Annotated in this window: 17 protein-coding genes; 6 read left to right on the forward strand and 11 right to left on the reverse strand. The window is 69.9% G+C overall.

The features are described 5' to 3' along the window. Positions 1-112: 112 nt before the first annotated feature. From ACFZP7_RS10365 to ACFZP7_RS10380, 4 genes are all read right to left on the reverse strand, one after another. Positions 113-1,750 (reverse strand): cytochrome bc complex cytochrome b subunit, encoded by a 1,638-nt coding sequence (locus tag ACFZP7_RS10365; RefSeq protein ID WP_019327935.1) that lies wholly within the window; start codon positions 1,748-1,750, stop codon positions 113-115. Next, complete coding sequence (locus ACFZP7_RS10370) at positions 1,747-2,802, reverse strand: ubiquinol-cytochrome c reductase iron-sulfur subunit (RefSeq protein ID WP_029393866.1); 1,056 nt, start codon at positions 2,800-2,802, stop codon at positions 1,747-1,749. The genes ACFZP7_RS10365 and ACFZP7_RS10370 overlap by 4 nt, the downstream gene beginning before the upstream one ends. Continuing rightward, a complete protein-coding gene (locus ACFZP7_RS10375) occupies positions 2,799-3,608 on the reverse strand; it encodes a c-type cytochrome (protein ID WP_019327933.1) in 810 nt (269 codons plus the stop codon). Before ACFZP7_RS10375 ends, ACFZP7_RS10370 begins: the two co-directional genes overlap by 4 nt. Positions 3,609-3,673: 65 nt before the next feature. Then, positions 3,674-4,294 (reverse strand): heme-copper oxidase subunit III, encoded by a 621-nt coding sequence (locus ACFZP7_RS10380; protein ID WP_029393865.1) that lies wholly within the window; start codon positions 4,292-4,294, stop codon positions 3,674-3,676. Positions 4,295-4,482: 188 nt separating this feature from the next. Between ACFZP7_RS10380 and ACFZP7_RS10385 the strand changes: the two genes are divergently transcribed. Then, the gene (locus tag ACFZP7_RS10385; RefSeq protein ID WP_019327931.1) at positions 4,483-4,884 is read left to right on the forward strand and encodes a hypothetical protein; all 402 of its coding nucleotides are present in this window, start codon (positions 4,483-4,485) and stop codon (positions 4,882-4,884) included. A gap of 9 nt (positions 4,885-4,893) precedes the next feature. Here the strand turns inward: ACFZP7_RS10385 and ACFZP7_RS10390 are convergent, their stop codons facing one another. The 4 genes from ACFZP7_RS10390 to coxB all read right to left on the reverse strand — a co-directional run bounded on the left by ACFZP7_RS10390 (position 4,894) and on the right by coxB (position 9,382). Continuing rightward, complete coding sequence (locus tag ACFZP7_RS10390; RefSeq protein WP_019327930.1) at positions 4,894-6,168, reverse strand: Ig-like domain-containing protein; 1,275 nt, start codon at positions 6,166-6,168, stop codon at positions 4,894-4,896. A gap of 129 nt (positions 6,169-6,297) precedes the next feature. Next, positions 6,298-6,696, reverse strand: a complete 399-nt coding sequence (locus ACFZP7_RS10395) for a cytochrome c oxidase subunit 4 (protein WP_019327929.1) — start codon at positions 6,694-6,696, stop codon at positions 6,298-6,300. Then, complete coding sequence (gene ctaD / locus ACFZP7_RS10400; RefSeq protein ID WP_019327928.1) at positions 6,693-8,426, reverse strand: cytochrome c oxidase subunit I; 1,734 nt, start codon at positions 8,424-8,426, stop codon at positions 6,693-6,695. The genes ACFZP7_RS10395 and ctaD overlap by 4 nt, the downstream gene beginning before the upstream one ends. Further along, complete coding sequence (coxB, locus tag ACFZP7_RS10405; RefSeq protein WP_019327927.1) at positions 8,423-9,382, reverse strand: cytochrome c oxidase subunit II; 960 nt, start codon at positions 9,380-9,382, stop codon at positions 8,423-8,425. The genes ctaD and coxB overlap by 4 nt, the downstream gene beginning before the upstream one ends. 327 nt (positions 9,383-9,709) lie before the next feature. On the opposite strand from coxB, the gene ACFZP7_RS10410 reads away from it, so the two are divergent. Next, the gene (locus ACFZP7_RS10410) at positions 9,710-11,092 is read left to right on the forward strand and encodes a cysteine desulfurase/sulfurtransferase TusA family protein (protein ID WP_385634276.1); all 1,383 of its coding nucleotides are present in this window, start codon (positions 9,710-9,712) and stop codon (positions 11,090-11,092) included. Between the two features lie 27 nt (positions 11,093-11,119). On the opposite strand, the gene ACFZP7_RS10415 is transcribed toward ACFZP7_RS10410, so the two are convergent. Continuing rightward, the gene (locus ACFZP7_RS10415) at positions 11,120-12,094 is read right to left on the reverse strand and encodes a carbohydrate kinase family protein (protein WP_019327925.1); all 975 of its coding nucleotides are present in this window, start codon (positions 12,092-12,094) and stop codon (positions 11,120-11,122) included. Positions 12,095-12,227: 133 nt separating this feature from the next. Here ACFZP7_RS10415 and ACFZP7_RS10420 point away from each other — a divergent pair, with 133 nt between their 5' ends. Both ACFZP7_RS10420 and ACFZP7_RS10425 read left to right on the forward strand, forming a co-directional pair. Beyond that, a complete protein-coding gene (locus ACFZP7_RS10420; protein ID WP_019327924.1) occupies positions 12,228-12,437 on the forward strand; it encodes a hypothetical protein in 210 nt (69 codons plus the stop codon). A gap of 73 nt (positions 12,438-12,510) precedes the next feature. Continuing rightward, positions 12,511-14,043 (forward strand): hypothetical protein, encoded by a 1,533-nt coding sequence (locus ACFZP7_RS10425; RefSeq protein WP_385634277.1) that lies wholly within the window; start codon positions 12,511-12,513, stop codon positions 14,041-14,043. Positions 14,044-14,170: 127 nt separating this feature from the next. On the opposite strand, the gene ACFZP7_RS10430 is transcribed toward ACFZP7_RS10425, so the two are convergent. Beyond that, the gene (locus tag ACFZP7_RS10430; RefSeq protein WP_030405042.1) at positions 14,171-14,527 is read right to left on the reverse strand and encodes an iron-sulfur cluster assembly accessory protein; all 357 of its coding nucleotides are present in this window, start codon (positions 14,525-14,527) and stop codon (positions 14,171-14,173) included. A gap of 252 nt (positions 14,528-14,779) precedes the next feature. On the opposite strand from ACFZP7_RS10430, the gene nadA reads away from it, so the two are divergent. Together nadA and ACFZP7_RS10440 are read left to right on the forward strand one after the other, a co-directional pair. Beyond that, positions 14,780-15,964, forward strand: coding sequence for a quinolinate synthase NadA (gene nadA / locus ACFZP7_RS10435; RefSeq protein ID WP_029393864.1), 1,185 nt, complete (start codon positions 14,780-14,782; stop codon positions 15,962-15,964). Between the two features lie 100 nt (positions 15,965-16,064). Further along, on the forward strand, positions 16,065-17,582 hold the full coding sequence (locus tag ACFZP7_RS10440; protein ID WP_385634278.1) for a DUF4246 domain-containing protein: 1,518 nt from the start codon (positions 16,065-16,067) through the stop codon (positions 17,580-17,582). Between the two features lie 102 nt (positions 17,583-17,684). Here the strand turns inward: ACFZP7_RS10440 and ACFZP7_RS10445 are convergent, their stop codons facing one another. Further along, positions 17,685-20,798 carry an efflux RND transporter permease subunit gene (locus tag ACFZP7_RS10445; RefSeq protein ID WP_385634279.1) on the reverse strand — a complete coding sequence of 1,038 codons (3,114 nt, stop codon included), beginning with the start codon at positions 20,796-20,798 and terminating at the stop codon, positions 17,685-17,687. Positions 20,799-20,884 lie beyond the last annotated feature (86 nt).

Here is a 20,884-nt window from a genome sequence, read left to right on the forward strand (position 1 = left end):
TGCGTGGCGGAAAGAAGGTGTGCTCCCACCCTATCCAGCGCCGGGCACGGCGAAGGGCCCCGTCCGCGGAACGGACGGGGCCCTTCGACCGTGGTGTGGCGACGCTGGAGGGTCAGTGGTGGCCGTGGCCGCTCGTGATCTCCTTGTACTCCTCGACGGTCGGCTTCGGAATCTGCGACTCCTCGCCGTAGTACGACTTGCTGAGCTTGGCGCGCAGCTTCTCGGTGCGCTTCACCTTGCGCTCCACGCCGTTCTCGTCGACCGTCGGACCGATCTCGACCGGCTTGTACTGCTCGTGCGCCGTGAGCGTGTGCAGCTGCTCCTGGCTGAGCGGCTCGTGCACCTCGATGAACTCACCGTGCGGCAGGCGCTTGATGATGCCGGACTCGCGCCCGTGCAGCACCTTCTCCTTGTCCCGGCGCTGGAGGCCGAGGCAGATCCGCTTGGTGATCACGAAGGCGATGACCGGGCCGACGAAGAACCCGATGCGCACGAACCAGGTGACCGCGTTGATCGACAGGTGGAAGTGCGTGGCGACGATGTCGTTGCCACCACCGATCAGCATGATCATGTACGCGGTGACCCAGGCGACGCCGAAGGCGGTACGGGTCGGGGCGTTGCGCGGGCGGTCCAGGATGTGGTGCTCGCGCTTGTCCCCGGTCACCCACGACTCGATGAACGGGTAGAGGGCGATGATCGCCAGGAAGAGACCGAAGATCACCAGCGGGACGAACACACCGAGGACCAGGGTGTGACCCCAGAAGTTGATCTCCCAGCCCGGCATGGCGCGGACCAGACCCTCGGCGAAGCCCATGTACCAGTCGGGCTGGGCGCCCGTGGACACCTGGTCCGGCCGGTAGGGGCCGATGCTCCAGATCGGGTTGACCGAGGCGATGCCGGCGATGGCCGCGATGACACCGAAGACCAGGAAGAAGAAGCCTCCGGCCTTGGCCATGTACACCGGCAGCAGCGGCATGCCGACCACGTTCTTGTTGGTCTTGCCGGGACCCGCGAACTGCGTGTGCTTGTGGTAGAAGACCAGGATCAGGTGGCCGACCACCAGACCGAGCATGATGCCCGGCAGCAGCAGGATGTGGATCGAGTAGAACCGGGCGACGAAGTCGGTCCCGGGGAACTCCCCGCCGAACAGGAACATCGAGATGTACGTGCCGACGATCGGCACGGACAGGATCGCGCCCTGCGTGAAGCGGACACCGGTGCCGGAGAGCAGGTCGTCCGGGAGCGAGTAGCCGGTGAAACCGGTGAACATGCCGAGGACGAACAGCAGGAAGCCGAACAGCCAGTTGATCTCACGCGGCTTGCGGAACGCGCCGGTGAAGAAGACGCGCATCATGTGCACGAACATGCCGGCGAGGAAGATGATCGCCGCCCAGTGGTGGATCTGCCGGATCAGCAGACCGCCGCGCACGTCGAAGCTGATGTCGAGCGTCGACTTGTACGCCTCACTCATCAGCTGTCCCTGCATCGGGATGTAGCTGCCGTGGTACTCCACCTCGTTCATCGACGGGTGGAAGAACAGCGTCAGGTACACACCCGTGAGGATGATGATGATGAAGCTGTAGAGGCAGATCTCACCGAGCATGAAGGACCAGTGGTCCGGGAAGATCTTGCGCATGTTGGCCTTGGCCAGGGAGTAGATCCCGAGCCGGCCGTCGGCCCAGTCGGCGACACGTTCGCCGGCCGGGGCCTTCCCGCGAGAGCGGGGTGCTTCGTTGGCTGCAGTACTCATCCGCGCTCCCAGAATGCAGGACCGACGGGCTCCTCGAAGTCACTGAGGGCCTCGAGGTAGCCCTCGTCGTTCACGCCGATGCGCAGCTGCGGCAGGGCGTGACCGGCGGGACCGAAGATCACCCGGGCACCGTCGGCGAGGTCGAAGGTGGACTGGTGGCAGGGGCACAGAGCGTGGTGCGTCTGCTGCTCGTACAGCGAGATCGGGCAACCGACGTGGGTGCAGATCTTCGAGTACGCCACGATGCCCTCGTGGGACCACTCGAGCTCCCGCTTGTCCTTGATGGCCTCCGGCTCCAGCCGGATGATCATCAGGGCCGCCTTGGCGATCTCGTTCTGGAAGCCGTGGTCGTGCTCCTCCAGGCCCTCGGGCTTGGCGAAGGTGAGGGAACCGACCGCGATGTCCGACGGACGCATCGGCTCGTTCGTGTTCATGTTGACGAGCAGCTTGCCCTTGGACCACAGCGTGTGGCGCAGCTTGGTCCCGGGCAGCGGACCGAGGTCGCGCAGCAGGACGACGCCGGAGAGCGGCACCAGCGTGAGCGCGCCCAGCATCGTGTTGCGGATCAGCTTGCGCCGGCCGATCACCGACTCCTTGGCGCCCTGCTTGAAGTCCGCGTGGACCTTGGCACGGACCTCGGGAGACGCCTCGATCGGGTGGCGCTCGTCGGCGACCTCCTCGTCGGACATCAGGGTGCGCGCCCAGTGGACGGCGCCCGCGCCGATGGTGAAGAGCGCCACGCCCAGCGTCAGGCCGAGCGCGAGGTTCATCGCGTTGATGTGCCCGAGCGGCCAGACGTAGATCGACTTGTCGTGCGGGATCGCGACGAACGAGGCGATGAAGCCGATGGTGGCCAGCATCGACACCGTGAACAGCAGGGCGACCGTGCGCTCGGACCGCTTGGCGGCCCGCTCGTCGATGTCCTGGATCCGGTGCTCGTGGGGCGGAAGCCCCGGGTCGGCGAACGGGTTCTTCTCGTCGGCCGGCTTCGGCACGTGGGTGCCGCCCTGCTCAGCGGGCAGGTTCTCTTCTGGAATGTCTTGGCTACTCATGACTTCTTGGCCTTTGCGGTGCGAGCGGCGACCCACACGGCGACGGCGATGCAGGCGCCGAGGCCGAAGATCCAGCCGAAGAGGCCCTCACTGACCGGGCCCAGGCCGCCCAGCGAGAGACCGCCGGGGTCCACGGTGTCGTCGCCGTTGACCGCGTCCAGGTAGGCGATGATGTCCTTCTTGTTCTGCTCCGACAGCGTGGTGTCGGGGAAGGAGGGCATGTTCTGCGGGCCGGTCTGCATGGCCTCGTAGATGTGCTTGGGGTCGACATCCTCGAGGGTGGGCGCGTACTTGCCGTGCGTCAGCGCGCCGCCCTTGCCGGTGAAGTTGTGGCACTGCGCGCAGTTGGTGCGGAACAGCTCGCCACCCTTGGCGGTGTCCGCGCCCTCCGGGCCGTACTTCTCCTCCGACGGGACGGCCGGACCGGCACCCAGCGAGGCGACGTAGGCCGCCAGCTGGTCGATCTCCGCCTGGGAGTAGATGACCTTCTTGCGCGGGACCTGCGCGCCCGGCTGCTGGGCCGGCATACGGCCGGTGCCCACCTGGAAGTCGACGGCCGCGGCGCCCACGCCGACCAGGCTCGGACCGTCGGTGGTGCCCTGACCTCCGGTGCCGTGGCAGCTGGCACAGCCGACGGCGTAGAGCTTCTTGCCCTCTTCGATGGCGAGGGACTGGGCGGTTTCATCGGCCTGCGCCTTGTCCGCGGGTGCGAACGCGGCGTACAGCCCCCCTGTGCATGCCAGCGCGAGGAGTAGGACGACGAGCGCCGCCAGCGGGTGGCGTCGTCGTGCGGAGAGCTTTTTCACGGATTACCCCGGTGTCAGGATCTTCTGCGTCGATGCTTCTGGTATTGCGCGGGTGCGTGCCGCGACTACTTGATCATGTAGATCGTGGCGAAGAGGCCGATCCAGACGACATCGACGAAGTGCCAGTAGTAGGACACGACGATGGCGGCGGTCGCCTGCTCGTGAGTGAACCTCCGGGCCGCGTAGGTGCGGCCGAGGACCAGCAGGAAGGCGATGAGGCCGCCCGTCACGTGCAGTCCGTGGAAGCCGGTGGTCAGGTAGAACACCGAGCCGTACGGGTCCGACGAGAGCGAGAGGCCCTCGTGCTTGACCAGCTCGGTGTACTCGAACACCTGACCGCCGATGAAGATCGCACCCATCACGAAGGTGACGATGAACCACATCCGGAGCTTCTTCACGTCCCCGCGCTCGGCCGCGAACACGCCGAGCTGGCAGGTGAGGGAGGAGAGCACCAGGATCGTGGTGTTCGTCGCGGAGAACGGGAAGTTCAGCGCGTCGGCCTTCTCGGACCAGAAGTCCGGGCCGGTCACCGATCGCAGGGTGAAGTACATCGCGAAGAGGGCCGCGAAGAACATCAGCTCGGAACTCAACCAGATGATGGTTCCGACGCTGGTGAGGTTCGGCCGGTTGACCGACGGGTGCGCGTGCCCGGTTTCTACTGTCGTTGCTGTCGCCACGACCGACATTATGTCGGTCGCTTATCCCGCCCTCACCCCGGGGGGTGCCGTTCGGTGTGTTCCCCCCGTCTGTACTGCCCGGATGGCCCATCGAACGGACCGTCGAAGCCGTGTCCGAACCAGTGTTGACGGGCAGTGGGAGGGAGTAGCATCCGCCGCGACGGGCTACGACTGTTTCACTGCGTATCGGAGGAAGCATGCAGCCGACCGCCACGGTGCTGGTCTACAGCGACGACTCCAACACCCGCGAGCAGGTGCGGCTGGCGACCGGTCGCCGGCCCGCCCCGGACGTGCCCGTGGTCGAGTTCGTGGAGTGCGCGACCCCGGCCGCCGTGATCAAGGAGCTGGACAAGGGCGGCATCGACGTCTGCGTGCTGGACGGCGAGGCCGTGCCCATGGGCGGCATGGGGCTGTGCCGGCAGATCAAGGACGAGGTGTTCCGGTGCCCGCCGGTGCTGTTGCTCATCGCGCGGCCCCAGGACGCGTGGCTGGCCACGTGGAGCCGGGCGGAGGCGGCTGTGGCGCTGCCGGTGGAGCCCGTCGAGTTCGCCGGTGCGCTGGCTTCCCTGCTGCGGCAGAAGAGGCTGCAGAGCGCGTAGGAGGGCCGGTCACACCACCGTGGGCCGCAGCCTCGCCGCGTCCTGGTCGGCGGTGCCTCCCGCGCCGCCCGTGAGGGCGCTCCCGGTGGTCCACTTGGCCCAGTCCAGGTTCCAGTCGCCGAAGCCGTTGCCGAAGGGTTCCATCGTCTCGCCGTCGGAGTTCACGACCTCGACGAGGTCGCCCTCCTGGACGGCGCCGAAGAACCACTCCGCGTTGGCGGTGCTCATCCCGACGCAGCCGTGGCTGACGTTGGCGGAGCCCTGGGAGCCGACCGACCAGGGGGCGGCGTGCACGTACTCGCCGCTCCAGGTGACCCGGGTGGCGAAGTAGACGGGCAGGTCGTACGACTCCGAGGAGCCCTCGGCGATGCCGACGGTGCTGCTGCGCATGCGTACGAAGGGTTCCTTGCCCAGGACGACCTTGACGCCGTTGCGGGTCTCGAAGCCGGGCTTCCCGGTGGTCACGGGGATCTGCCTGACCTCCTCGCCGTCCTTGAAGAGGGTCAGCGTGTGGGCGGCGGCGTCGGTGACGGCGACGACCCGGTCGTCCGTGGTGATGGTCAGGGGCTCGGCCTTGCCGCCCCACAACCGGTCGCCGATCTTGATGCCGGACAGGGCGCTGGTGACCTGGACGGTGGCGTGGGCGGGCCAGTACTCCTTGGGCCGGTAGTGGAGCTTCTTGTCGTCCACCCAGTGCCAGGCGCCCTCCACGGCGGGCGTGGAGCGCACCTTCAGGGCGCGTTCCACTATGGCCCGCTGGGCCGGGTCCGCGACCGGCTGGCTGAGTTCCGCGGTGACCGGCTGGCCGACGCCGTACGCGCCCGCCTTCGGGCCGAAGGCCACGTCCAGGGTCTTCTTCGCGCTGGGCATGCCGGTCTCGAAGGTGAGGACCTTGCGGCCGGGCGCGCCGTCGCCGTCCTCGGTGCTCACCCGGACCGTGTAGCGGGCGCCTGCGGCCAGCGGGGAGGTGCTGTGCCAGCGGGCCCCGTCGGCGGAGAGTTCGCCCGCCACGTAGCGGCCTGCCGCGTCCACGGCCGTGACGTCCGTGATCCGGCCGTCCGCGCCCTCGGCGACGACCTCCAGGGGTTTGTCCGGATCGGCCTTCTTCCCGGCGTCCGTGGGGCCGTTGAAGGAGATCTGGCCGGCCGCGTCGTACGGCGCGGCGGACAGCGGGTGGTCGTCGCCGCCGGTGCAGGCGGTGACGCTCGCGCCGAGGGCGATCACCAGCAGGGTGCAGCCGACGACCGTACGCCCCCGCGCCTGGAAGTGAACCGTGTTGCTCATGTCCTCACGCTAGGGAGCAACGTCAACGGCGGCACGGTGGGTAACCCGGACGAGTGAGAAGGCTGGGGCAGACGAAGGGGCCCGGACGCTCCTGACGGAGTGTCCGGGCCCCTCGGCGCGCGGCGCGTGCTACTGGGTGCGGTTCTCACCGCGGTAGTACTCGAAGACCCAGCCGAACAGGCCGATGAGGATGATCGGGGCGGAGAAGTACATCAGCCACCAGCCGATCGCGATGCTCAGGAAGGCGAACGCCCCGCCGATGCCGAGCGCCAGCGGCTGCCAGCTGTGCGGGCTGAAGAACCCGATCTCGCCGGCGTCGTCCGCGACGTCCGCTTCCTTGTTGTCCTGGGCACCGGCGTCCACCCGCCTGGCCGTGAAGGCCAGGTAGAAGCCGATCATGATGGCCAGACCGAAGGCCAGGAAGAGGGCCGTGGTGCCGGCCGGCTCCTTCGACCAGTAGCCGTAGACGATCGCGACGGCCAGGATGAAGACGCTCAGCCAGATGAAGAGCTTGCCCTGGATCTTCACTTGCCGGCCTCCTTGCCACCGGCGAGGGTCTTCTCGCCGTGACCGACGTTCTCGAGCTGGTCGATCGCCGAGACCTCCGGGTGGTGCAGGTCGAAGGCGGGGGATTCACTGCGGATGCGCGGCAGGGTGAGGAAGTTGTGCCGCGGCGGCGGGCAGGAGGTCGCCCACTCCAGCGAACGGCCGTAGCCCCACGGGTCGTCCACGTTGACCGGCTTGCCGTACTTGGCCGTCTTCCAGATGTTGTAGAAGAACGGCAGCAGGGACATGCCGAGCAGGAACGAGCTGATCGTCGAGATCGTGTTCAGCGCGGTGAAGCCGTCGGCCGCCAGGTAGTCGGCGTACCGGCGCGGCATGCCCTCGGCGCCCAGCCAGTGCTGGACCAGGAAGGTGCCGTGGAAGCCGATGAACAGCGTCCAGAACGTGATCTTGCCCAGGCGCTCGTCCAGCAGCTTGCCGGTGAACTTCGGCCACCAGAAGTGGAAGCCGGCGAACATCGCGAACACCACGGTGCCGAACACCACGTAGTGGAAGTGCGCCACCACGAAGTACGAGTCCGAGACGTGGAAGTCCAGCGGCGGCGAGGCCAGGATGACACCGGTCAGACCACCGAAGAGGAAGGTGATCAGGAAGCCGGTGGACCACAGCATCGGTGTCTCGAAGCTGAGCGATCCCTTCCACATGGTGCCGATCCAGTTGAAGAACTTCACACCGGTCGGAACCGCGATCAGGAAGGTCATGAAGGAGAAGAACGGCAGCAGCACGCCGCCCGTGACGTACATGTGGTGGGCCCACACGGTCACCGACAGACCCGCGATCGCGATCGTCGCCGCGATCAGACCCATGTAGCCGAAGATCGGCTTCCGGGAGAAGACCGGGATGATCTCACTGACGATGCCGAAGAACGGCAGCGCGATGATGTACACCTCTGGGTGTCCGAAGAACCAGAAGAGGTGTTGCCACAGCAGTGCTCCGCCGTTGGCCGAGTCGAAGATGTGCGCACCGAACTTGCGGTCCGCCTCCAGCGCGAACAGGGCCGCGGCCAGGACCGGGAAGGCCAGCAGGACCAGCACACCGGTCAGCAGCACGTTCCAGGTGAAGATCGGCATGCGGAACATGGTCATGCCCGGCGCGCGCATGCAGATGATCGTGGTGATGAAGTTGACCGAGCCGAGGATGGTGCCGAAGCCGGAGAAGGCCAGACCCATGATCCACAGGTCACCGCCGATGCCCGGCGAGTGCACCGCGTCGGACAGCGGCGAGTAGGCGAACCAGCCGAAGTCGGCCGCGCCCTGCGGGGTGAGGAAGCCACCGACCGCGATGAGCGAGCCGAACAGGTACAGCCAGTAGGCGAACATGTTCAGCCGCGGGAAGGCCACGTCCGGCGCGCCGATCTGCAGCGGCATGATCCAGTTCGCGAAGCCGGAGAACAGCGGCGTCGCGAACATCAGCAGCATGATCGTGCCGTGCATCGTGAACGCCTGGTTGAACTGCTCGTTCGACATGATCTGCAGGCCCGGACGGGCCAGCTCGGCGCGCATGAAGAGCGCCATCACGCCGCCGATCACGAAGAACGCGAAGGACGTGACCAGGTACAGCGTGCCGATCGTCTTGTGGTCGGTGGTCGTCAGCCACTTCACCACGATCTCGCCACGCCTCTGGCGCCGGACCGGCAGCTCGTCCTGGTAGTGGGACCCTGCCGCGGCACCCTGGGGTTCGTTGAGGATGCTCACAGGTTGTTCGTCTCCCGGTTCTTCTCGTGGCTCGTCTGCGCGATGCCGGCGGGAACGTAACCGGTCTGCCCCTTCTTCGCGAGGTCCTGGAGGTGCTGCTCGTAGCGCTCCGGGGAGACGACCTTCACGTTGAACAGCATCCGGGAGTGGTCCACGCCGCACAGCTCGGCGCACTTGCCCAGGAAGGTGCCCTCCTTGTTGGGGGTCACCTCGAAGGCGTTGGTGTGGCCCGGGATGACGTCCTGCTTCATGAGGAACGGCACCACCCAGAAGGAGTGGATGACGTCACGCGAGGTCAGGACGAAGCGGACCTTCTTGCCCTTGGGGAGCCAGAGGGTCGGGCCGGGGTTGTTGGTCTGCGGGTTCCGCGTCCCCGGGACACCGCAGTCGTAGGCGCCGCCGGCGTTCGCGGGGAAGTCCTCCTTGAACCGGTCCGGGATGGCGGCCAGCTCCTTGGAGGTCTTGGCGTCGCCGGAGGAACCCTCGACGTTCTCGACGTAGTTGAAGCACCAGCTCCACTGGAAGCCGACCACGTTGACCGTGACGTCGGGCTTCTTCTCGAGGCTCATGAGCTCGGACTCGTCACGCGCGGTGAAGTAGAACAGCACCGAGACGATGACGAGCGGGACGATGGTGTAAAGCGCCTCGATGGGCAGGTTGTACCTGTTCTGCGGAGGAACCTCGACCTTGGTGCGGCTGCGCCGGTGGAAGAAGCAACTCCACAGGATCAGGCCCCACACCAGCACGCCGGTGGCCAGCGCGGCTGCCCAGGAGCCCTGCCACAGGGAGAGGATCCGCGGAGCCTCTTCCGTGGTTGGGGTGGGCATGCCGAGGCGGGGGAAGTCCTCGTATGTGCAACCGGTGGCGGTCGCCAGGACCAGGCCCGCGGTCAGTGCCTGCAGCAGCTTCCGCCGCATCGGGCGCCGCGGCGAGCGGTCGGAGCCGTTGGGACTCACGTAGCGCCTTCCCGAGAGTCTCGCCCGCGCTGTTCGGCTGCGGCCTTCTCGCTGGTCGGTCGCCGCCCTGCGTCGGGCAGGGGTTTGATGTTTATGCGGACCAAACCCTAGCCGACGCTCTCCGAGGGGTCGCGGGGAGGGTGGCATACGCGCCGGGGGGCACCCTGAAAGGGTGGGACGGGGCGCCTGCGAGGGGCAGGAGCTGGGGGTTCGTCGGCGGCTGACGGTGCGTCGTGGTCGCTCGCGCCCACGCGGCGAAGCCGCATATCGAGCACGGCGCAGCGCCCCTCGGCGGCACGTGCCCGCCGGACGTCATAGCGTTGCCGTGTGGCCTACTTCGACGCTGCTTCCGCCGCTCCCCTCCATCCCGTCGCCCGCCAGGCGCTGTTGGCCTCCCTCGACGAAGGGTGGGCCGATCCCGCGCGGCTGTACCGGGAGGGGCGGCGGGCGCGGCTGTTGCTCGACGCCGCCCGGGAGGCGGCCGCGGAGGCCGTGGGGTGCCGGGCGGACGAATTGGTGTTCACCCCTTCGGGGACGCAGGCGGTCCATTCGGGGGTCGCCGGGGCGCTGGCCGGGCGTCGCCGGGTCGGATCCCACCTGATCGTGTCAGCGGTCGAACACTCCTCCGTACTGCACGCGGCCGAGGCGCACGAGGCCGGCGGCGGAACGGTCACGCGGGTGCCCGTGGACCGGACGGGGGCGGTGGACCCGGCGGCGTACGCGCGGACCCTGCGCGGGGACACCGCGCTGGCCTGCCTCCAGTCGGCCAACCACGAGGTGGGCACCGAGCAGCCGGTGGCGGAGGTGGCCGGGGCCTGCCGGGAGGCGGGGGTGCCGCTGCTGGTGGACGCGGCACAGTCGCTGGCCTGGGGGAAGGTGCCGGGCGACTGGTCGCTGCTGGCGGCCAGCGCCCACAAGTGGGGCGGACCGTCCGGGGTCGGGCTGCTCGTCGTGCGCAAGGGCGTGCGGTTCGCGCCGCAAGGCCCCGGGGACGAGCGGGAGTCGGGGCGGGCGCCCGGTTTCGAGAACCTGCCGGCGATCGTGGCGGCGGCGGCGTCGCTGCGGGCGGTGCGGGCCGAGGCGGAGGCGGAGGCGGCCCGCCTGCGGGAGCTGGCGGAGCGGATCCGGGCCCGGGTGCCGGCCCTGGTGCCGGACGTGGAGGTGGTCGGCGACCCGGTGCGCCGGCTGCCCGGCGTCGTCACCTTCTCGTGTCTCTATGTCGACGGGGAGACCTTGCTGCACGAGCTGGACCGGGCCGGTTTCTCGGTCTCCTCCGGCTCGTCCTGCACCAGCAGCACCCTCACGCCGAGCCACGTCCTGAAGGCGATGGGGGTGCTCAGCGAGGGCAACGTCCGGGTGTCGCTGCCGCCGGGAACCCCGGCCGAGGACGTCGAGCGGTTCCTGGAGGTGCTGCCGGGCACGGTGGCTGCGGTGCGGGAGAAGCTGGGCGCGCCGGCGGCGGCGGAGGCCGCCCCGCGGACCGGGGGCGACCTCGTCGTGGACGCGATCGGCCGGCGCTGCCCCGTCCCGGTGATCGAACTGGCCAAGGTGATCGGCGACGTCCCCGTCGGCGGCACCGTCCGCGTCCTGTCCGACGACGAGGCCGCCCGTCTGGACATCCCGGCGTGGTGCGAGATGCGGGGGCAGGAGTACGTGGGCGAGGAGGAGGCGGAGAAGGGAACGGCGTATCTGGTCCGCCGGATCAGCTGACGCCCGCCCCCCGCCCACCGGGCCGGGTCAGGCCAGGTGCGCCTGGACCTCTCCGGCCGCCTCGTCCCCGTACGCCTTGGTGAACCGCTCCATGAAGTGGCCGCGCCGCAGCTGGTACTCCTGGGTGCCCACCGTCTCGATGACGAGGGTCGCCAGCATGCAGCCCACCTGCGCCGCCCGCTCCAGCGACACGCCCCATGCCAGCCCCGACAGGAACCCGGCGCGGAAGGCGTCGCCGACGCCCGTGGGGTCGGCCTTGCGCTCCTCGTCGGGGACGCCGACCTCGACGGTCTCCTCGCCCGCCCGCTCGATGCGGACGCCCCGCGCGCCGAGGGTGGTGACGCGGTGGCCGACGCGGCCGAGGATCTCCTCGTCGCTCCAGCCGGTCTTGGTCTCGATGAGCCCCTTCTCGTACTCGTTGGAGAAGAGGTAGGTCGCCCCGTCCAGCAGTATCCGGATCTCGTCGCCGTTCATCCGGGCGATCTGCTGGGAGAAGTCGGCGGCGAAGGGGATGGACCGCGCGCGGCACTCCTCGGTGTGCCGGAGCATCGCCTCCGGGTCGTCGGCGCCGATGGAGACCAGGTCGAGGCCGCCCACCCGGTCGGCGACGGTCTTCAGCTCGATGAGACGGGCCTCGCTCATCGCGCCCGTGTAGAAGGAGCCGATCTGGTTGTGGTCGGCGTCGGTGGTGCAGACGAACCGGGCGGTGTGCAGGGTCTCGGAGATGCGCACCGAGTCGGTGTCGACCCCGTGCCGGTCCAGCCAGGCGCGGTACTCGGCGAAGTCGGAGCCGGCCGCGCCGACCAGGATCGGCCGGGTGCCGAGCTGGCCCATGCCGAAGGCGATGTTCGCGGCGACGCCGCCCCGGCGTACGTCGAGCTGGTCGACCAGGAAGGAGAGCGAGACCGTGTGCAACTGGTCCGCGACGAGCTGGTCGGCGAAGCGGCCGGGGAAGGTCATGAGGTGGTCGGTGGCGATGGAGCCGGTGACTGCGATGCGCACGGCGTGGACTCTCTCCTGAGGGGGAGGCGGGTTGACAGTTCACGCTACCCGGGACCGCCCGTCCGCCGAAGCAGGCGAAACTACCCGGTAGTACAACTTTCTTCACCGCGCCGGACGTGCCTACGGTGCTGTCATGACGAACCTGAGGACCGCCGACCCCGCCCCGGCCGACCTGGACGGCGACCTGGCGTCGCTGCGCGGCGACTGCGCCCGGATGGCCCCGCGCTGGGAGGCCCCGGTCGAGGTCTCCCACCGCCCCGTCCCCGTCTCGCTGCTCCACGGCGTGCGCGTGCCGCAGACGTCGGCCAGGCTGCTGGACGCGATGTCGGACTACGGCGACTGAGGGTCACGGGGAACCGGATCCTCCTCCACCGCGTCCCATCGCTGTCCCCAGGAACAGCCGAAGGAGCGATGCGGTGAACACCGAGCGACCCGACCACGACGACGCCACCGTCGCCGCCGACGAGGCCGGCACCGGGCGTTCCGCGCGGCGGCGCCCCCCGGCGGTCGTCGTCGCGTCCGTCGCCGCGGCCGTGCTGGTGGTCGGCACCGGCGGGGCCTATCTGGCCGCGTCCGCCTCCGGGGACGGGGGCGGCGGTACGACGTCCGGGGCGCCGGGCGACGGCACTCCCCCGCCGCTCGCCCTGGACGGCTTCGGGGCGCCCTCGCCGGGCGGCCAGGACGGCCAGGACGGCCAGGACGGCACGAACGGCATCGCGCCCGGCGAACCCGACCCGTACGGCGTCACCTACCGCGCCGACGGCCCGCTCCCCGAGGGGCCCGGCTCGGCGCCCGTGTACCGGGCCCAGGGCGACGTCACCGAGGCGGAGGTGGCCCGCCTGGCGAAGGCGCTCGGCGTCGCGGGGACGCCCCGGGTCCAGGGCGACGCCTGGAAGGTCGGCAGCGCGAAGGACGGCTCCGGGCCGCTGCTCACCGTGGGCCGGCAGGCGCCGGGCACCTGGACCTTCCACCGCTACGCGCCGGGCACGGACGACTGCGGGAAGGGCGCCGTGTGCAAGGCGCCCTCCGCCGACGGCACGGGCGCCCCGGTGAGCGAGGCGGCCGCGAAGAAGGCGGCGGCGCCGGTGCTGAAGGCGCTGGGCCAGGACGACGCCAAGCTGGACGCCGGTCAGGTCATGGGCGCCCGGCGCGCCGTGAACGCCGCGCCCGAGGTGGGCGGGCTGCCCACGTACGGCTGGACGACCGGGGTGGTCGTCGGGGCGCGGGGCGACGTGGTCGGCGGCAGCGGGCAGCTGAAGGAGCCGGTCGAGGGGGACACGTACCCCGTCCTGGGCGCCGAGGAGACGCTGGCGCTGCTGAACTCGCCCGGCCGCTCCCCCGGCGCCGGCATCGGGGGCTGCGCGAGCCCGGTGCCGCACGAGGACCGGGCTCAGGCACCCTGCGACCCGCCGACGGGCGCGCCGGAGAAGCCGCGGAAGCGGACGGTGACGGTCGAGGAGGCGGCGTTCGGGCTGGCCGCCCACCCGGTCCAGGGGCGGCAGACGCTGGTGCCTTCGTGGCTGTTCGAGGTGGAGACGCCGGGCGCGGACGAGGCCGTCACGGTCACCTACCCGGCGGTCGACCCGGAGTTCCTGACCACCGCGGCGCCCGCTCCCTCGCAGGAGCCGACCCCGGCCCCGGACGGTGACCGGCGGGACGTGGAGGTGCGCGGCTACACGGCGGCGGACGGCGAGCTGACCGTGCACTTCACGGGCGGGGTCTGCTCCGACTACGCGGCGAAGGCCGAGGAGAGCGCGGGGAAGGTGACGGTCACGGTGACCGAGACCCCGCACCCGGAGAAGGTCTGCATCCTGATCGCCAAGGAGTACGAGCGGACGGTGCCGCTCGACGAGCCGCTGGACGGCCGGAAGGTCGTGGGCTCGGACGGCGAGGAGATCCCGGTGCACAAGCCGGGCGCGCGGCTGCCCGCCCCGTCCGGGGACCGGTGAGGCCGGCGGCGCTCCGGGGCCGGTGAGGCCGCAGAGGCGTACGAGAAAGGGCGGCGGCCCGGGGTGAGTGTCCCGGGCCGCCGCCCTTTCTCGTACGCCTTCACGCCGTCGTCCGGCGCCGGGCGGCTCAGCTGAAGGAGTCGCCGCAGGCGCAGGAGCCCGTCGCGTTCGGGTTGTCGATCGTGAAGCCCTGCTTCTCGATCGTGTCCACGAAGTCGATGGTGGCGCCGCCGAGGTACGGGGCGCTCATGCGGTCGGTGGTGACCTTGACGCCGCCGAAGTCCTTCACCACGTCGCCGTCGAGCGAGCGCTCGTCGAAGAAGAGCTGGTAGCGCAGGCCGGAGCAGCCGCCGGGCTGGACGGCGACGCGCAGCGCCAGGTCGTCACGGCCTTCCTGGTCGAGCAGGGCCTTGACCTTGGCCGCGGCGGCGTCGGTCAGGATGATGCCGTCGGTGACGGTGGTGGTCTCGTCCGATACGGACATCTACATCTCTCCCGGGTTGTACGGAGACTGCTTGCCGACGGTTCCAACCGACGGGGCCGCGTATTCATTCCGGGCCGGGGCCGTGTCTTTCTCCTCGGCTCGTCCCTTCATGCTCGCACACGCCCCGGGGAGCGGACAGCGCCTCGGGGACCGGGATTCACGTCACACCGACACTATGGGCGTCGTCAAAGTGACGTGAACCGGTTATGATATATAGCGTCAGTTCGACGAAAAGTAGAAAGGGTGCGTGTCGTGACCACCGCCCAAACCCAGGAGCTCGACGTTCAGCCGACGCCCCTCGCCCTGCTGCTGCTCGGCCGCGAGGCCGACCCGGCGAGCGAGCGCGGCGTGGACTGCCCCGGCGACCTGCCCTCGCCCTCCGACCCGGACCTGGTGGCGCGCGCCCGCGCGGCCAAGGAGAAGCTCGGGGACAAGGTCTTCGTGCTCGGTCACCACTACCAGCGCGACGAGGTCATCCAGTTCGCCGACGTCACGGGTGACTCCTTCAAGCTGGCCCGGGACGCGGCCGCGCGCCCGGAGGCCGAGTACATCGTCTTCTGCGGTGTGCACTTCATGGCGGAGTCGGCCGACATCCTGACCTCCGACGACCAGAAGGTGGTCCTGCCCGACCTGGCCGCCGGCTGCTCCATGGCGGACATGGCGACCGCCGAGCAGGTCGCCGAGTGCTGGGACGTGCTGACCGAGGCCGGGATCGCCGAGCAGGTCGTGCCCGTCTCGTACATGAACTCCTCGGCGGACATCAAGGCGTTCACCGGCAAGCACGGCGGCACCATCTGCACCTCGTCCAACGCCAAGCGCGCCCTGGACTGGGCCTTCGAGCAGGGCGAGAAGGTCCTGTTCCTGCCCGACCAGCACCTGGGCCGCAACACGGCGGTGCGGGACATGGGCATGTCCCTGGAGGACTGCGTCGTCTACAACCCGCACAAGCCGAACGGCGGGCTGACCGCCGAGGAGCTGCGCGGGGCGAAGATGATCCTGTGGCGCGGGCACTGCTCGGTGCACGGCCGCTTCAGCCTCGACTCGGTCAACGACGTGCGGGCCCGCATACCGGGGGTGAACGTCCTGGTGCACCCCGAGTGCAAGCACGAGGTCGTCGCGGCGGCCGACTACGTCGGCTCGACCGAGTACATCATCAAGGCCCTGGAGGCCGCCCCGGCCGGCTCCAAGTGGGCGATCGGCACCGAGCTGAACCTGGTCCGCCGACTGGCGAACCGTTTCGCTGCCGAGGACAAGGAGATCGTCTTCCTCGACAAGACGGTCTGCTTCTGCTCGACCATGAACCGCATCGACCTCCCGCACCTGGTCTGGGCGCTGGAGTCGCTGGCGGAGGGCACCCTGGTCAACCGCATCGAGGTCGACAAGGAGACCGAGGCGTTCGCGAAGCTGGCGCTGGAGCGGATGCTGGCGCTGCCGTAACCCGGTCGGGTCGGAACGGGGGCGGAAGCCCGCGGCCGCGGTGTCAGTCCGCTGCCGTAGGCTTCCGCCGCCCGCACACCGACCGTGAGGATCGAGAGCATTGACCGGCCTGCCCGCTTTCCCGCTGCCCTTCCACTCGACCGGCTCCATACACGCGGTGAAACCCCGGACGCTGCGGGAGCTGGAGATGATCCGGTGCAGCGCCCACATCCGGTCGAAGCCGGGGTGGACCGACAAGATGAACGACCCCGACATCGTCGCCAGATGGACGCGGGAGGCGGTCGCCCAGGGCCTCACCGAGGCACAGGTCCGCTATGTGCTCGCCGAACTCGCGCACTACGCCGCGCTGCGGGACGCGCGGACCGGCATCGAGGTGTCCGCCGTCGACGGGGTGTGGCAGTCGGACACACTGGTCGACGACGCGCTCCGCTCCCGGCTGCGTGAGGCGGTCCGGGTCCTGGAGGAGGTCCCCGAGGAGGCGCGGGACTGGCATCCCGGGTCCGACGGCCAGGTGCTCGACCTGGTCCACCCCTCCCTGTTCTGCCTGGTGCGCGGGGTGAGCGGCGAGCCCGAGCGGGCGTGGCGGAACCCGGGGGCGCACCACTACGCGAAGTACGAGTTCTCCGAGAAGTTCCAGTGGCTGCCCACGGACGTGGACGTCAGCGACGACGGCGGCGTCACCTTCCGTTCGTACGTCAACAACGTCCACCCCGAGGACCATCGCGAACTGGCCTCCGTCCTGCCCGACCTGTTCGCGCGCATGCGCCCGCTGTGGGAGCGGGTACTCACCGACCTGCGCCATCCGCGTCCCCTGCGGATCGAGGCCGATCCCTACGGGTGGTACGACGAGTCGCAGGAGCCGGAGGAACCCGACGAGGACGACTTCGACGACGAGGAGGCCTACGAAGAGGCCATGCAGGCCTGGGAGGAGGCCAGCGACGACTGGTGGGAGAACCGCCGCCCGGTCGTCCCGGACGCCCCGGACTTCACCCCGCCCGAGGCGCCCGGCGAAGCGGCGCGCGTCGACCTGCGCGGCCGCCGGCTCCAGGTCATCGTCAAGCTCGCCACCATCCACCTCACCCCGGACAGGCCCGAGTACGCCGGCGGCTCCTGGCATGTCGAGGGAATGCTGAACGAGCGGATCGTCTCGACCGGCATCTACTACTGGGACAGCGAGAACATCACCGAGAGCAGCCTGAGCTTCCGGACGGCCCTGGACGACCCGCGCTACGAACAGAACGACGGCAAGGGTCTGCGTGAGGTCTACGGCCTGGAGAACGAGGACGCGCTGAACCAGGTGCTGGGGACGGCCTCGACCCCGGCGGGCCGCTGCCTGGCCTTCCCGAACGTCCTGCAGCACCGCGTCGGCGCGTTCCGCCTCGCCGACCCCGCCCGCCCGGGCCACCGCAAGATCCTCGCGTTCTTCCTGGTCGACCCGTCCGAGCGGATCGTCTCCACCTCCGACGTACCCCCGCAGCAGCCCTGGGCCGAGACCTCGACCATGACGCTCGAAGAGGCCAAGGGCTACCGCGAAGAACTCATGCGCGAGCGCAAGTTCTTCGTCGACGAGCACAACGAGCAGCTCTACGAGCGGGAGTTCTCCCTGTGCGAGCACTGAGCGCCCGCGCCGCCGGCGCTGCCCGGTGAGCACGCCCGCACGACGCGAGGGGCGCCCCCGTGATGACTCCACGGGGGCGCCCCTGCGTCGTGCCGGCGGGTGTCAGACCTGGGCCGGCTCCGGGTCCTGCGACGGCTTCGGCTGCTCGGGCAGGCCCTTCTTCGCGGCCCGCTTCTTCGCGCGCCGCTCCTTGCGCAGCTCCAGCATCGCGTAGAGCGTCGGGACCAGCAGCAGCGTCAGCAGCGTCGAGGTGATCAGACCGCCGATCACCACCACGGCCAGCGGCTGGGCGATGAAGCCGCCCTCGCCGGTGACGCCCAGCGCCATCGGCAGCAGGGCGAAGATCGTCGCCAGGGCCGTCATCAGGATCGGGCGCAGTCGGTGCCGGCCGCCCTCGATCACGGCTTCCACGACGCCGTAGCCCTGCCCGCGGTACTGGTTGATCAGGTCGATCAGCACGATCGCGTTGGTGACCACGATGCCGATCAGCATCAGCATGCCGATCATCGCCGGGACACCCATCGGGGTGCCCGTCGCCAGCAGCAGGCCGATCGCGCCGGTCGCCGCGAACGGGATGGACACCAGCAGGATTAGCGGCTGGGCCAGCGACCGGAAGGTCCCGACCAGCAGCATGAACACGATCGCGACGGCCGCGAGCATGGCCAGGCCCAGGTTGACGAACGCCTCGTCCTGGTCGGCGGTGACGCCGCCGATCTCGGCCGTGGCACCGGCCGGCAGGTCCAGCGCGTCGATCTTCGACTGGAGTTCCGTGCCCACCGCGCCGGTGTTGTCGCCGGTCGGCTTGGCGGTGATGGTCGCCGCGCGCTGCCCGTCGATGCGGGTCATCGAGACCGGGCCGTCCACCAGCTGCACGGTGGCGATGTCGCCCAGCTCGACCGGGCCCAGGTTCAGGGCCTTCAGCTCGGCCGTCGTGGTGGCCGGCTGCGCCGACCGGATGACGACGTCGCGCTCGGTGTCCTCCAGGGTCGCCTTGGCGGCCGGGGTGCCGCGCACCGCCTGGGCGACGACCGCGCCGAGCGTCTGGTCGGTGAAGCCGGCCTCGGCGGCCTTCGGGCCGGCCTTGACCGAGATGCGCGGGACGCTCTGCGCCAGGTCGCTGGTGACGTCGGTGACGTCGTCGAGCCCGGCGACGGTCTCGCGGACCTTCTCGGACGCCTCGCGCAGCACCTTCGCGTCCGCCGCCTTCACGACGACGCTCAGGTCCTGGCTGCCGAAGCCGTCACCGGCGGCGACCGTGGTGGTGCCGATCCCGTCGAGCTTCGCGAGCCCGTCCTCGATGTGCTCCTGGACGTCCTCGGCGTTCGCCGAGTCCTCCAGCATCAGCTGGTACGACGCCTGGTTGGTGTCGGTGCCGCCGCCGAAGGCGGCCATGAAGCCGGACGAGCCGATGGTGACCTGGAAGTCCTTGACGCCCTCGGTGTCGCCGAGCAGCTTCTCGACCTTCTCGGCCTGGGCGTTCGTCGCGCCGAGGCTGGTGCCGGGCTTCAGCTCCTGCTTGATGCTGAGGACCTTCTGGTCGCCCTGGTCGAAGAAGTTGGTCTTCAGCAGCGGCGCCATGCCGAAGGTGCCGAGCAGGACGACGACCGCGACGGCCACGCTGGTGAGGCGGCGGCGGGTGGCGAAGCGCAGGACGGGGACGTAGAGGCGCTGGAGGCGGCTCCTGGCCTCCTTCTCCTCGGCCAGGCGGCGGGCCTCGGCCGCGTCCTCGGGGGTGCCCTTCGGCGGGCGCAGGAACCAGTACGACAGCACCGGGACGACCGTGAGCGACACCAGCAGGGACGCCAGCAGGGCCGCGGTGACGGTCAGGCTGAAGGAGCCGAACAGCTCGCCGACCATGCCGCCGACCAGGCCGATCGGCAGGAAAACGGCGACCGTGGTGAGCGTGGAGGAGGTGACCGCTCCGGCGACCTCGCGGACCGCCTTGAGGATGGCCTCCTGGCGCTCCTCGCCGTAGCCGAGGTGCCGCTTGATGTTCTCCAGGACCACGATCGAGTCGTCGACGACGCGGCCGATGGCGATGGTGAGGGCGCCCAGCGTCAGCATGTTCAGCGACAGGTCGCGCGTCCACAGCACGATCAGCGCCAGCACCACGGACAGCGGGATGGAGACCGCGGTGACCAGGGTGGAGCGGACGGACGCCAGGAAGACCAGGATGATCACCACGGCGAAGAGCAGGCCGAGGGCGCCCTCGGTGGTCAGGCCCTCGATGGCCTTGGAGACCGCCGGGCCCTGGTCACTGACGACGGTGAGCGTGGCGCCGGAGCCGAGCTGCTCGCGCAGGTCGGGGAGCTTGTCCTCGACGGCCTTCGAGATGGCGACCGCGCTGCCGTCGTGGTCCATGGTGACGGCGACGGCCAGGCTCGGCTCGCCGTTGGTGCGGGTGAGGGAGTCGGCCTTGGCCTCCTCCTCCTTGACGGTGGCGACGTCGCCGAGGCGGACCGGCTTCTTCACGCCCTCGCCGGTGACCATCAGGTCCTGGATCTGCCGCAGCGAGGTGAAGCCGCCGCCGACCTGCACGGTGCGGTTGGCGCCGGCCTCGTCGAAGGAGCCCGCCGGGACGGTCGCGCCGCCGGCCTGGAGGGACTGGGCGAGGGTCTGCGGGGTGACGCCGGCCCGCGCGAGCTTCGCCGGGTCCGGGGTGACGGTGACCTGGACGTCGCGGACGCCGTCGACCATCACCTGGGCGACGCCGTCGATGTCCTTCAGCTCGGAGACGACGGTCTTGTCGAGCTGGTCGGCCAGGGCCTGCTGGTCCTTGTCGGAGGTGACGGCGAGGACGACGGTGGGGATGTCGTCCGTCGAGCCGGAGACGACCTGCGGGTCCACGTCGTCCGGGAGCTGGGCGCGGGCCCGGTTGACGGCCTGCTGGACGTCGGCGACGAGTTGCTGGGTGCCGTTGCCGTAGTCGAAGGACGCCATGATGACGGCGTTGCCCTCACTGGCCGTCGCGGTGATGCCGGAGATCCCGTCGACCGCTTCGAGGCTGTCCTCGATCGGCTCGACGACCTGCTTCTCGACCACGTCCGGCGAGGCGCCCTGATACGGCGCCAGCACGGACACCATGGGGAGTTCGATGGTGGGCAGCAGCTGCTGCTTGAGCTGGGGGACGGCGATCGCGCCGAAGACGAGCGCGACGATCGACATCAGGCCTATCAGGGCCCGTTGCGCGAGGCTGAATCTCGACAGCCAGGACATGGATCAGGGTCTCTCTTCTGTGGCCGAGCGGAGGGGGAGGGCACATCGGTACGCCCACCCCACCACCCTGGTCCACGCGCGCCCCG

It is taken from the genome of Streptomyces sp. SudanB5_2050, from assembly GCF_964272335.1.
In the GTDB taxonomy this organism is placed as follows: Bacteria; Actinomycetota; Actinomycetes; order Streptomycetales; family Streptomycetaceae; genus Streptomyces; species Streptomyces rochei.

Bases quoted from the DNA above. Each gene is read 5' to 3' on its own strand.
- ACFZP7_RS10365 (WP_019327935.1), bottom strand. From the start codon at position 1,750: ATGAGTACTGCAGCCAACGAAGCACCCCGCTCTCGCGGGAAGGCCCCG.
- ACFZP7_RS10370 (WP_029393866.1), bottom strand. From the start codon at position 2,802: ATGAGTAGCCAAGACATTCCAGAAGAGAACCTGCCCGCTGAGCAGGGC.
- ACFZP7_RS10380 (WP_029393865.1), bottom strand. From the start codon at position 4,294: ATGTCGGTCGTGGCGACAGCAACGACAGTAGAAACCGGGCACGCGCAC.
- ACFZP7_RS10385 (WP_019327931.1), top strand. From the start codon at position 4,483: ATGCAGCCGACCGCCACGGTGCTGGTCTACAGCGACGACTCCAACACC.
- ACFZP7_RS10390 (WP_019327930.1), bottom strand. From the start codon at position 6,168: ATGAGCAACACGGTTCACTTCCAGGCGCGGGGGCGTACGGTCGTCGGC.
- ACFZP7_RS10420 (WP_019327924.1), top strand. From the start codon at position 12,228: ATGACGAACCTGAGGACCGCCGACCCCGCCCCGGCCGACCTGGACGGC.
- ACFZP7_RS10430 (WP_030405042.1), bottom strand. From the start codon at position 14,527: ATGTCCGTATCGGACGAGACCACCACCGTCACCGACGGCATCATCCTG.
- ACFZP7_RS10445 (WP_385634279.1), bottom strand. From the start codon at position 20,798: ATGTCCTGGCTGTCGAGATTCAGCCTCGCGCAACGGGCCCTGATAGGC.